The sequence below is a fragment of the Lysinibacillus sp. FSL R5-0849 genome (assembly GCF_038595075.1).
In the GTDB taxonomy this organism is placed as follows: Bacteria; Bacillota; Bacilli; order Bacillales_A; family Planococcaceae; genus Lysinibacillus; species Lysinibacillus fusiformis.
In genome coordinates this window covers 67,694-79,769 of the sequence record NZ_CP152004.1, presented here as the reverse complement: position 1 = coordinate 79,769, position 12,076 = coordinate 67,694, and the positions used below count along the sequence as shown (strand labels likewise).

Genomic DNA, 12,076 nt, shown 5'->3' with positions numbered 1-12,076 from the left:
TTAGCCATTTTACAAAATGGAAAAAGCCTTGAACACACATGAAGTGTGTCAAAGCATCCTTCCAATTATTGAATCCATTTATTGAGTGCATGATAATCTGGATATTGTCTCAGCGAATCCTCACATTGCTCACAAATACAGTGTACAGTCGTATGACCATGCTGATCTTTCTCAACATAATCATCGGCTTCTCCCAATTCGAAAATATGTAGTTTTCGAATTGTATCATCTGCATCAAATGGTAGTGTCCCTATTTCTACTTCACAATGCCGACATCGATAGCGAACTGACATCTCCAAATCATCCTCCTTTAAGCAACTTTCTACTTAAAGTATAGACATTTATAAATTAGATTATGCACTATCTTCGTGTCTTCAGTAATGTATGAACGTAAAAATGGGAGAATTAATTCTTGCTTATAGGCAAGACTTATCCATATAAGCATGAGTTTAACTTAGACTTCTGTATCCAAAAATTTCAACTAAATTCACGACTTTACTTGTTAAAATGATTCATCACATCAAGAAATGGCTTTGAAAGAGATACTTCTACAGCATTTACAGACTTTTCAATGGCTTCTTTCATATAAACCTGATCTTCCTTTGAAAACTTTGCTAATACATAGTCTGCAACCTTCATGCCAGCTGGTGGACGACTAATGCCTACTCGGATTCGATTAAATTCCTGCGTACCTAAATGTTGAATTAAGGATTTAATGCCATTATGGCCACCCGCACTTCCTTTTTGGCGCAAGCGTAATTTTCCAGTTTCCAAATCTAGATCATCGTATATAACAATTAGATCTTCCACATCAATATCAAAATAATCCATTAAGGGACCTACACATTCCCCTGATAAATTCATATATGTTAAAGGCTTAACAAGTAGAACCTTCCCCTCAGGTCGATGAACAGTTGTGTACATACCATTAAATTTTGAATTTGTTAAAGGTGCCCCCCATTTTTCTGCTAACGCATCAATTACATCAAAACCAATATTATGTCTAGTGTGCTCATACGGTTTACCCGGGTTTCCTAAACCAACGATAATTTTCATAAGTACCTCTCTTCTTTCAAATCTAATAGTCATTATTTTACCATACCACAGGACTAGAAAGCATTTTGAACAATTGCTAAATGCCATTTTAACGCTACAAAAAAAGCTAGCAAGAAAGTTTTTAGCTTTCTTACTAGCCAGATAAATAATTTATTTTACATTTGCTCTTCTTCTACGCTAGCAGTAACTTCTTCTTGCTCTGCCGAAACAGGAGCAACAATCGTTACTAATAGATAATCATCTTCACTAATAACTTCTACAGGCGTTTGATTTCGAATCTCTGCCACAGTCAGGGATTCCCCTACTTTCAGTGATGAAATATCAACTTCAATGGAATCAGGTAGTTCAGCTGGTTTCACCTTCACTTTTAATTCTAAGTTAGGCTGCATTAAAATGCCGCCCTCACTCACTCCAACTGACTGACCAACTAATTTAATTGGCACATCGACCTCTAATTCCTCCGCCATATTAATCGCTAAAAAGTCTACATGATTAACTTCATCTTTTAATGAACATTGCTGTACTTCTGATACAACTACATTCACTTTTTTCCCCTCTAAATCTAGTGAAAACACACTGTTTTGCCCATTTTTTTGAATGGATTTCTTAAATTCTTTTGCAGAAATAGAAATTGGGGTTGAATCTAACTTATAGCCGTAAATAACTGCAGGAATGGCTCCCCCTTTTCTAAGTTGGGTTAATGTCGAACGATGCCCAGTTTCGCGCTTTGTAACACTTAATACTGTACTCATATCTCTTTATTCCCCTTCCAAGAAAATTATTTACGCCTTATCAACAATCAGCCACTCAGCATTTTAGTGACTATCTTGTTTAAGGCTATAATAATATTTACCTCTATTTTTTAAAGTAGTGTAAATATTATGAAGACACATTTACTATTATACCCCTTTATTAGGAGATTCACACATAATATACTCTTTCCCTTGATTAAATAAAAAGAAAAAGGACAAATCCATCTAAAAAGATAGATTTGCCCTTTATACAACATCTTTATAATTAATCGAATAGAGTACTTACAGATTTGTTTTCGTACACGCGAGAAATTGCATCAGCCATTAATTTAGCTACAGAAAGCTCTGTAATTTTTGGAGATTTTTTATCATCCGCAAGCTGAATTGTATTTGTCACCACTAATTCTTTAATAGAAGAGTTTTCGATACGCTCAATTGCTGGCCCAGATAGTACAGGGTGAGAACAGCAAGCATAAACTTCTTTTGCACCGGCTGCACGTAATGCATCTGCACCGATCGTAATTGTACCTGCAGTGTCAATAATATCATCAATCAAGATTGCCACTTTACCATCAACATTACCCACAATGTTCATAACTTCCGCAACATTTGGTTTTGGACGTCGCTTGTCAATAATTGCAATTGGTGCTTTTAAACGTTCCGCCATTTTACGAGCACGTGTTACCCCACCATGGTCTGGTGAAACAACAACGATTTGATCTTCTGGAATACCTTTAGATTTAAAGTAATCTGATAATAACGGTACTGCCATTAAGTGGTCGATTAAGATATCGAAGAAACCTTGAATTTGAGGTGCATGTAAATCTAATACGATCACTCGTGTTGCACCAGCTGTTTCAAGTAGGTTTGCCACTAATTTAGCTGTAATTGGTTCGCGCGCTTTTGCTTTACGATCTTGGCGTGCATAACCATAATAAGGCATTACGACGTTTACTGTACGAGCAGATGCACGTTTAACTGCATCTACCATAATTAAAAGCTCCATTAAATGTTCGTTTACTGGTGCAGAAGTTGACTGCACGATAAACACATCACAACCACGAATACTTTCTTCAATGCTAATTTGAACTTCTCCATCGCTGAAGTGCTTAACAGAAGATTTCCCTAATTCTACACCCATTTCTTGCGCAATTTCTTGAGCTAACGGGTTATTTGAATTTAGAGAAAATATTTTTAATTGTGAGTTTGCATAATGATACGGCATGATGGCCTCCTGTTTAGTTGATAATTATTTTAAATTTAATTTGCTTACATAATTAGGTTTGTTTTCTTGTCTTGCACGAGCAATTGCAAGTGCATCTTCAGGTACTTCTTTTGTAATTGTAGAACCTGCTGCAATAAATGAACCTTTTCCAACTTTCACTGGCGCTACTAAGTTAGTATTACATCCTACAAATACATCATCTTCAATAATTGTTTTGTACTTATTTTTTCCATCATAGTTAACTGTAATGGAACCGCAGCCAACATTGACGTTACTGCCAATTTCAGCGTCACCAATATAGCTTAAATGCGATACTTTTGTGTCATTACCTAGCTTGCTTTTCTTCACTTCTACAAAGTTACCAATTTTCACATGGCTACCGATGTCTGAAAGTGGTCGAATATGAGCAAATGGTCCAACGGCTACATCTTCCGCAATAGCGCTTTCACGCACAACTGAAGAATGCACCGTTGTACGATCTCCAATTCGGCTATCTGCAATTTGAGTATTTGGGCCAATATTGCAATCTTCTCCGATTACAGTGGCTCCTTCTATCATACAACCAGGTTGAATGACAGTATCACTTCCAATAACAGATTCCGCGCTAATATATGTCGTTTCAGGGTGAATAATTGTCACACCGTTACGCATATGCTTTTCATTAATTCTCGCACGCATTAATGTCTCTGCCTGTGATAAAGCAACACGGTCATTGACACCAAGCGTTTCTTCAAAATCATCTGTCACATATGCTTCTACAATATCACCTTGCTTTTGTAGAATTTCAATAACATCTGGTAAATAGTATTCACCTTGAGCGTTGTCATTTTTCACTAATTTTAATGTTTCAAATAACAACTTGTTATCAAAGCAATATGTGCCCGTGTTTATTTCTTTTACTAATTGCTGTGCTGCTGAAGCATCCTTTTGTTCAACAATTTGCTCTACTTGCCCGTTCTCGCTACGTAAAATACGACCATAGCCAGTTGGATTTTCCGCAATGGCAGTTAAAATTGTTGCTTTAGCATTCTTTGCCTGATGATGCTCAAATAGAGCCTGCATAGTTTCGGGACGAATTAGCGGTGTGTCACCACAAACAACTAAAGTTGTTCCTTCTTCATTCCCTAGAATTCCCTCAGCTTGTTGAACAGCATGTGCTGTCCCTAACTGTTCGGCTTGAAGAACATACTCACTTTTATCTCCCAGCTGATGTTGCACTTTTTCTGCACCGTGTCCAACAACCGTTACAATGCGATTCACATCTAACGTTTGAATATGATCCACCACATGTTGTACCATCGGTTTCCCACAAACTGGATGGAGCACTTTATATAATTTGGACTTCATACGTGTACCTTGACCTGCAGCCAAAATGACAGCAAAAATATTGCTCATCTGTAAGTCCTCCAATACGCTCATTTTCTCTTATGACTATATAGCATAATTCATCTATTTTCAAGGCATGTAGAGTTGACAAAAAGATGAATTCCAAAAACCACTGCACCTTCTGCTCGAATGTCATAAAGTATATCCTAAAACTGCTGGTTTTCTCTTTTTATCAAAATAAAAAGAACTCTTCAAATTTGAAGAGTTCTTAAAATTTTTGACTAATAAAATCAACTTTAAATTGTAACTACTTCTTGAATAGTTAGTTATTACCTTTTAACTATACACCAATGCCCTCTAATTCTACTTCTTCGCCCGTTTCTTCTAATTCACTAGAGTTGTGATAGGCGTTTAAAATAATCTCTTGAATTTTATTACGAGTGTCCGAATTGATTGGATGAGCGATATCCCTAAATTCGCCATCTGGTGTTCGTTTACTTGGCATTGCTACGAACAATCCAGTATTTCCATCAATTACACGAATATCGTGAACAACAAACTCATTGTCAAGTGTAATGGAAGCAATCGCACGCATGCGACCATCCGTCTGTACCCGACGTAATCTCACATCAGTAACTTCCATTTTCTCACCACCTCTCTCTTAGATGCCTAAATAAAATTATCATATTCTTAATTACCGAATATTTTCCTTTTTATAGTCTATCAAATTTTCTAAAAAATTTGAATACTTTCGAGAATAATATTTTTTCTTATTTACGGAATTTTTGACAATTGTTTGTCAACAATAAAAAAAGCCCCCTAAACAGAACGAATGCTCTTAATAGTGGGCTTCATTAATCGATTCTTTATTTAACAATAGCAATAACTTCGATTTCTACTTTTACGTCTTTAGGAAGTCGAGCTACCTCTACAGCAGAACGTGCAGGCTTATGCTCCCCAAAGTGGCTTGCATAGACTTCATTCATTGCGACAAAGTCGTTCATATCCTTCATAAACACTGTAGTCTTTACAACATTTTCTAAAGATGATCCCGCTGCCTCTAATACTGCTTTTACATTGGCGAATACCTGATTTGTTTGCACAGTAATATCGCCTTCCACTAATTCACCTGTAGCTGTTAATGGAATTTGTCCTGAGCTATAAAATATACCATTCACAATAATCCCTTGTGAATATGGTCCAATTGCTGCTGGTGCATTTGATGTTGCTACTACTTTCATTTGTCATGTCCCCTTTTAGAAAAATAGTTACCTTCACTTAATGCAATTGTTCGATCTTTTTCATTCACTTCATGAAGCTTTACAAGTGAATAGTAATCGTCTACTAACGTTTCGTCCGCATGTTCAGCCTCAACAAGAACTGCAATGCCAGCTAATTTACAATCAAATTCTTCTAATAAATTTTTCATGCCATTCATAGTACCGCCAACTTTCATAAAATCATCGGTAATCAAGACACGTTGTCCGCTCTTCATGCTTCTTTTTGATAATACCATTGTCTGAATTCTTCTGGAAGAACCAGACACATAATTAATACTTACTGTAGAACCTTCTGTTACCTTACTATCTCTTCGCACAACAACTACTGGCACATTTAAATGTCTAGCAATAGCATGTGCTATAGATATACCCTTCGTTGCTACTGTCATTATGACATCGATCTGTTGATCTGCAAAAGCAGAAGCAAAAACCTTCCCTACGCGGTTAATTAAATCTGGGTTCCCTAGTAAATCTGTCATAAACAAGTAACCACCAGGCAATAAGCGATCTGAATGCTCCAGCTCTGCCTTTAAATCCTGAATAACTGAACGCACCTCTGGCTCGGACATTTTAGGAATATATTTCACTCCTCCTGCAGCACCCGGCACTGTCATCAATAACCCGATTCCTTTTTCTTCGAAAGTTTCTTTTACAATCGTTAAATCCTCACTAATGGATGACTTCGCAGATTGATATAGTTCTGAAAAATAAGTTAGCGGGATCAGCTGATGTGGATGTTCTAGTAAATAGTACGTCATATCAACTAGTCGTTCACTACGTTTCCATTTCATGCGACCCTCTCCTATACACGAATATTTATAGGTAAAATTAACACAAATTTGCGTTTCTAAGCAAGCGTATTTCGCTCACCTAATATTCTTACTGCATAAACTTCCTCACAAAACCCACGTAAACCATTATAAATACGACTGACACGAGCTTCACTATCCACTAGCCCAAAAACAGTCGGACCGCTTCCGCTCATTAACGTAGCATCTGCTCCAAAGCGTTTCATTTGTTCCTTTAACATGACGACCTCTGGATGTAGCTTAAATGTTACAGTTTCCAAAACATTTCCTAATGAAGAACATAATAGCTCATAATCCTTCGTTTCAATAGCCTTTATCATCTGCTTCGTATTGGGATGCTCCAGTCCTTTAACTTTGAGACCACCATATACTTCAGCAGTGGATACGCCGATTTTAGGTTTTGCTAATACTACCCAGCAGTTAGGCGGGGCAGGGATTTCCTTTATTATTTCTCCGCGTCCTGTGGCAAGTGCTGTGCCACCATAGACACAAAATGATACATCTGAACCTATTTTAGCACCTAGTTCAGCCAATTCATCTATCGATAACCCTAAATTCCAAAGTTCATTAAGGCCCTTAAGTGTAGCAGCTGCATCACTACTACCTCCAGCAAGGCCGGCAGCAATAGGGATTTCTTTTTCAATAGTAATGGATACACCTTGTTTAATGCCATATGTATCTTTAATGAGACGCGCTGCCTGATAAGCAAAATTACGATGATCGTTCGGTACAAAATTATCCGTTGAAATTATTTGGATCACACCATCTTCTCGAGATTCAAGACTGATACGATCAGCTAAATCGACGGTTGTCATAACCATCTCTACTTCGTGAAAATTATCAGGTCTTTTATAAAGTACATCTAAAGTTAAATTAATTTTTGCAGGCGCCTTTACATAAAGCATTTTTCTTCCTCCCTTATAGCAACACATATAAACAATTCCTTTTTCGCACAAGATTATTCATTTTATTTTACCATACTGAGATTACGAAAATGGAAAAAAAGAACCGTATACCCTGTTCGGAGTAACGGTTCTCTCTCGTCAGCTGTATTTGTTGTGTCAGTAAGGATTTTCATCCTTACTGAATGAAACTTAATAAGTCGTCTATTTTATTAGAAATAGTCTACTTACGCTCTTGCTCATTACTTGCTCGTTCAGCCATTTCAATGGCACGTTTGACCATATTACCAGCATCTCGAGCTTTTATGCCGCCCCAGCCTTCCTTTTGCACAACATCATAAAATCCAAGTTCTTTTGCGATCTCTTCTTTTAATCGAGGTGACATGATACCCTTTCTAGGCATATAAACTCCTCCTTTAACAACTGACCACATTAGTATGCCCCGGGAAAACGCAAAACACTCATGTAGTTTTTAACATACATGAGTGTTTCAAAAATATAGAAATAAGTACTAGAAACTATTTTGCGACAGCAGCCTTTGCTTCGTCTAAAAATGTAATCTCTACTGCTTCAGTTAAAATATCTGTGTAACTATACGATACGCGCTTACACGTATTGTCTTCTTGGTCAAGTTCAACTACAAAGATGGCGCGATATGTCTCGCGTAATATCCCTGCACACTCAACCGTTTTCTTGCGACCACCGTTTGCTTTTAATTGCAAACGTTTACCCAAATGACAATCCAACGACTTTTTAATGTCCGCTAAAGTTTTTGGCATTTTCGCTTACACCTCACTAATAACTAGTATAAGCGAATCGCCCAAAAATGTCAACAAAATATAATATTTTATCAGCACCTCATAAATCTTGTCAACTTATTTTTTATAAAAAACATATATTTTTTTACATCTAAGAAAAAATGTTAACAAAATTTTTTACTTTGCAAATACAGGATATAGCGCATCGGCTAATTTTCCAAACTCTTGAATCGTTAAAGTTTCACCACGACGGGTTGGTTCGATACTAGCAGCAGTTAAAGCCTCTAGAATGAAGTCCTTTTGTGCTTTACCATTCGGCAAACCAGATTGTAGGTTATTATATATCGTTTTTCTACGCTGTACGAAAGAGGCACGCGTCACGACAAAAAGGAAATCCTCATTAATAACCTTTACTGGAGGCTCATCGTACTTAATAAGGCGAATGACTGCTGAGTCGACGTTAGGCTGTGGCATGAAAACCGTCTTAGGGACTGTCATAGCAATTTCTGCCTTTACGTAATACTGGATGGCAATCGACAATGAACCATATTCCTTTGTCCCTGGTTTAGCCGTTATACGATCTGCCACTTCTTTTTGCATCATGACAACAAAGCCACGAATTGGTAATCGATCATTCAATAATTTCATTAAAATTGGTGTAGTTACGTAATACGGTAAATTGGCCACAACCATTATATCTTCAATTCCTGGCATTTCCTCTGCAATCACTTTAGCAACATCAGCCTTTAGAATGTCAGAGTGGACAATAGACACATTATTGTAGGGGCTAAGTGTATCCTCTAATACAGGTAATAGTCGTTGGTCAATTTCAAAGGAAACGACCTTTTTAGCACTTCTCGCTAAATGTTCGGTTAATGCCCCAATGCCTGGGCCAACTTCAATCGCCCCACTATTTTCTGTTAAGTCGGCATGACTAACTATATTTCTTAATATATTTGGATCAATCAAAAAGTTCTGTCCTAAGCTTTTTTTAAATGAGAATCCGTATTTTTTTAAAATTTCCTGCGTTCGAATTGGTGTTGCAATATCCTTATGCATCATTTTCCTCCTGATCTAGCTGTGCAACTGCGGCACCAAATTGTTTTTCTGTAATTTGAAACATTTTCAATCTTTTATGGAGCTGCTTACCATTTGTAGCACCTATATTTAATAATTCACCAAGACGATCACGACGATGCTTTGCCTGCGGATGACCAATTAAACGAGCTGTCATTAAATCCTCTAGTGTTATATCATCTTCTTTTGGTACATCAAAATTGGGGGTATAGACAAGTCGTAGCGCTTCACGAATATCGTCGTCTGCTGCATGCTCAATCCCTAATCCCTTGCCATTCTTCGCAATTGTCTTTGCTTTCGGTAAAAAAGCGTGCTTGACCCCTTGAACGCGCTCCTCAATAATGGCACGTATGCGGCGTCCTGGATAATCAGGATCGGTAAATACAATAACTCCACGCTTCTCCTGCGCATGCTGAATTCGTTTCAACGTCTCTTCAGATATAGCAGATCCATTTGTTTCTATAGTATCTGCTTGTACGGCACGCTTAATAGCTGTCGTATCATCTTTTCCTTCAACCACGATAATTTCTTTTATTTGCAAAAAGGCTCCTCTTTTCTACCTTATCTTCTGACCATTTTACAACTGCATGATACTGTTTGTACAGGAATACAAGACTTATACGTACCTATACATATACTATTGCTTGGCCGCTAAAAATAAAAAAAGAAGCTTTCCTGCCAGTCAAAACAGGAAAGCCCTTAGTGAAAAACATTTTGATTTATTTTACAATTTTTTTAATTTAATACTTTAATACGCACTTTCTTACGTCCCCAGTTGCGTGCTTGGGTATCTGTTTGTACAAGTATATCGATCTTATTACCCTTAATTGCGCCACCAGTATCTCCAGCAATAGCTGTACCATACCCTTCAACCCAAACTTTTGAGCCTAGCTTAATAACAGAAGGGTCTACTGCTACAACCTTCAAGTTGGAATTTGAACGCAAGTTTATACCAGTTGCCGATGTACCTGAGCAACCGTTGCAATATGGCGTATAGGCTGTTGCTGTTACATAGAACTCTTTACCGCTTGATGGCTCTGCTGAACCACGCGATACAGTCGCTGCACTTGCAACTACAGTTTTAGTTCCGACTGCAACTACTTGCTTTTTCGGCTCTTTTAAAACTGCCTCAGATTGTAGATTCTTTGCTACAACCTTCCCATTTTCTTTGACAACTTCATACGTACGAGAAACAGAACCCTTCTGTCCTGTTGCTACTACCTTTTCTTTCCCCTTTTGCAATGAAGCATCTTGCTTCTTTTCAACTGCGAAATCTAAAGAGTCTTCCACTACATCGATAACCTTTTCTACGCGAACTACTGTGATTTTACTCGCCGGAGTAAGAACGTCCTCCAGGTTATTTTCGACACGATCGAATTCATTTAACTGAATTCCTTGTTGTTTTAAAAAGTTAGCGACCGTAGTCGAAGTGGACCATACTTGTCTTTTGTTTACGCCATCGACAAGCGTTAATTGAAACGCTCTTTGAATATCGATTTTGTTTTCTGCGCCTAGCTCAGTATCTAGACCTTGTGCTAAAGAGTCATGTTCAGATACTTTAATATTCGCTTCCTTCAAAATGTCTTTCACTAGTGTTTCAGTTGTCCATACTTTTGACTGATTTCCATCAACTGAAATTGTTACTTCTTTTGCCTGTTCCCATTGAATTGCTAAGCCATTAACAATTTTGGTGTTCAGAGAGGGTGATATTTTATCATGCGCTGCTACATCTATATTTTGATCTTGTAATAATTGTTCTACAGTTTTGGCATGTGTGGATACTTCGATTGTTTCTCCATTTGCTTCAAGCTTTACGGCTTTTTTCGTACCTTGATAAAGCACGAAAGAGATTACAGATACAAACAGGACAAGTGAAATAATTCTTATCACTGTTTGCTTACTCCTCAATGATCCTAAGAACAAGTTTTTCATGGAATTATTTGACATGAAAAAACGCCTCCTTAATACAAGGTTGGATTATACGGACTAGTTTTGACACTGTCAACCCGAAAGTATTTCTTTGAAAATTGACTTCTTTGTTTTTGCCAACCGTAAACCCTGTATTGGAGGCATCTTAGCTAGTTAACTGTCAATCCCAAAAAATTTTTTCGCATTGTCGGTAGTTGCTTGTGCAATTTCCTCGATTGTCAACCCTTTCAAACGTGCAATTTCTTCCGCCACTAATGGCACAAAAGCGGGTTCATTGCGCTTTCCACGGTAAGGATGTGGCGCTAAATAAGGGGCATCAGTTTCAATCATTAAGTGCTCAAGAGGGATATCCGTAGCCACTTCTTTTGGCAAACGTGCATTTTTGAATGTCACAGGTCCCCCAAGACTAATCATAAAATTCATAGCAATACATTCACGTGCTGTCTCTACACTCCCACTAAAGCAGTGCATAACACCCCCTACAGATGCTGCATTTTCTTCACGTAAAATATTTACAACATCCCCTGTTGCATCCCTATTATGAATGATAATTGGTAAATCAATCTTTTGCGCTAACTGTATTTGTTTGCGGAAAAGTGCCTGCTGAACATCCTTTGGTGATTTATCCCAATAGTAGTCCAACCCAGTTTCACCAATACCGACTATTTTTGGATGTGCTGCTAATTCCTCAATCCACTCTAAATCTTCCTGCGTGCAATCAATGGCGTCGACCGGATGCCATCCAATAACACCGTAAACAAAATCATATTGCTCTATTAGCTCCATAGTTCTTTCAATGGTTTTACGATCAAAACCTATAACCACCATTTTTTCTACTTTAGCTTCTAAAGCTCTATTGATTACATCTTGAAGGTCTTCCTCGTATTGATCTGCGTTTAAATGTACATGTGTATCAATAAACATCTTCATTCTCCTAACATAGATTTTATTAAAATTTATTA

At 37.5% G+C, this 12,076-nt stretch carries 15 protein-coding genes; all 15 read right to left on the bottom strand.

The window, feature by feature from the left end; genetic code table 11:
• Nucleotides 1-65 precede the first annotated feature (65 nt).
• A complete protein-coding gene (locus MKY80_RS00390) occupies nt 66-293 on the bottom strand; it encodes an anti-sigma-F factor Fin (RefSeq protein WP_008180264.1) in 228 nt (75 codons plus the stop codon).
• Nucleotides 294-495: 202 nt separating this feature from the next.
• Nucleotides 496-1,056, bottom strand: a complete 561-nt coding sequence (gene pth, locus MKY80_RS00385) for an aminoacyl-tRNA hydrolase (protein ID WP_008180262.1) — start codon at nt 1,054-1,056, stop codon at nt 496-498.
• A 155-nt stretch (nt 1,057-1,211) separates the two neighbouring features.
• Nucleotides 1,212-1,808: a 50S ribosomal protein L25/general stress protein Ctc gene (locus MKY80_RS00380; protein ID WP_090003279.1), complete on the bottom strand. Its 597-nt coding sequence runs from the start codon at nt 1,806-1,808 to the stop codon at nt 1,212-1,214.
• Nucleotides 1,809-2,073: 265 nt separating this feature from the next.
• Nucleotides 2,074-3,033, bottom strand: coding sequence for a ribose-phosphate diphosphokinase (locus tag MKY80_RS00375; protein WP_008180258.1), 960 nt, complete (start codon nt 3,031-3,033; stop codon nt 2,074-2,076).
• Between the two features lie 24 nt (nt 3,034-3,057).
• Nucleotides 3,058-4,428, bottom strand: coding sequence for a bifunctional UDP-N-acetylglucosamine diphosphorylase/glucosamine-1-phosphate N-acetyltransferase GlmU (glmU, locus tag MKY80_RS00370; protein ID WP_043990714.1), 1,371 nt, complete (start codon nt 4,426-4,428; stop codon nt 3,058-3,060).
• Between the two features lie 271 nt (nt 4,429-4,699).
• Nucleotides 4,700-5,002: a septation regulator SpoVG gene (spoVG, locus tag MKY80_RS00365; RefSeq protein ID WP_025116955.1), complete on the bottom strand. Its 303-nt coding sequence runs from the start codon at nt 5,000-5,002 to the stop codon at nt 4,700-4,702.
• A 223-nt stretch (nt 5,003-5,225) separates the two neighbouring features.
• Nucleotides 5,226-5,600 (bottom strand): RidA family protein, encoded by a 375-nt coding sequence (locus MKY80_RS00360; protein WP_008181603.1) that lies wholly within the window; start codon nt 5,598-5,600, stop codon nt 5,226-5,228.
• Complete coding sequence (purR, locus tag MKY80_RS00355; protein WP_008181605.1) at nt 5,597-6,430, bottom strand: pur operon repressor; 834 nt, start codon at nt 6,428-6,430, stop codon at nt 5,597-5,599. The genes MKY80_RS00360 and purR overlap by 4 nt, the downstream gene beginning before the upstream one ends.
• Before the next feature lie 56 nt (nt 6,431-6,486).
• A complete protein-coding gene (gene ispE, locus MKY80_RS00350; protein ID WP_089987305.1) occupies nt 6,487-7,353 on the bottom strand; it encodes a 4-(cytidine 5'-diphospho)-2-C-methyl-D-erythritol kinase in 867 nt (288 codons plus the stop codon).
• Nucleotides 7,354-7,573: 220 nt separating this feature from the next.
• Nucleotides 7,574-7,753 (bottom strand): small, acid-soluble spore protein, alpha/beta type, encoded by a 180-nt coding sequence (locus MKY80_RS00345; RefSeq protein WP_025116349.1) that lies wholly within the window; start codon nt 7,751-7,753, stop codon nt 7,574-7,576.
• A 115-nt stretch (nt 7,754-7,868) separates the two neighbouring features.
• Nucleotides 7,869-8,129 (bottom strand): Veg family protein, encoded by a 261-nt coding sequence (locus tag MKY80_RS00340; protein WP_004229199.1) that lies wholly within the window; start codon nt 8,127-8,129, stop codon nt 7,869-7,871.
• Between the two features lie 156 nt (nt 8,130-8,285).
• On the bottom strand, nt 8,286-9,167 hold the full coding sequence (gene rsmA / locus MKY80_RS00335; RefSeq protein ID WP_107922839.1) for a 16S rRNA (adenine(1518)-N(6)/adenine(1519)-N(6))-dimethyltransferase RsmA: 882 nt from the start codon (nt 9,165-9,167) through the stop codon (nt 8,286-8,288).
• A complete protein-coding gene (gene rnmV, locus MKY80_RS00330) occupies nt 9,160-9,726 on the bottom strand; it encodes a ribonuclease M5 (RefSeq protein ID WP_090003281.1) in 567 nt (188 codons plus the stop codon). The genes rsmA and rnmV overlap by 8 nt, the downstream gene beginning before the upstream one ends.
• Before the next feature lie 194 nt (nt 9,727-9,920).
• Nucleotides 9,921-11,132, bottom strand: coding sequence for a G5 and 3D domain-containing protein (locus MKY80_RS00325; protein ID WP_008181616.1), 1,212 nt, complete (start codon nt 11,130-11,132; stop codon nt 9,921-9,923).
• Nucleotides 11,133-11,267: 135 nt separating this feature from the next.
• Nucleotides 11,268-12,038 carry a TatD family hydrolase gene (locus MKY80_RS00320; protein WP_008181618.1) on the bottom strand — a complete coding sequence of 257 codons (771 nt, stop codon included), beginning with the start codon at nt 12,036-12,038 and terminating at the stop codon, nt 11,268-11,270.
• Nucleotides 12,039-12,076 lie beyond the last annotated feature (38 nt).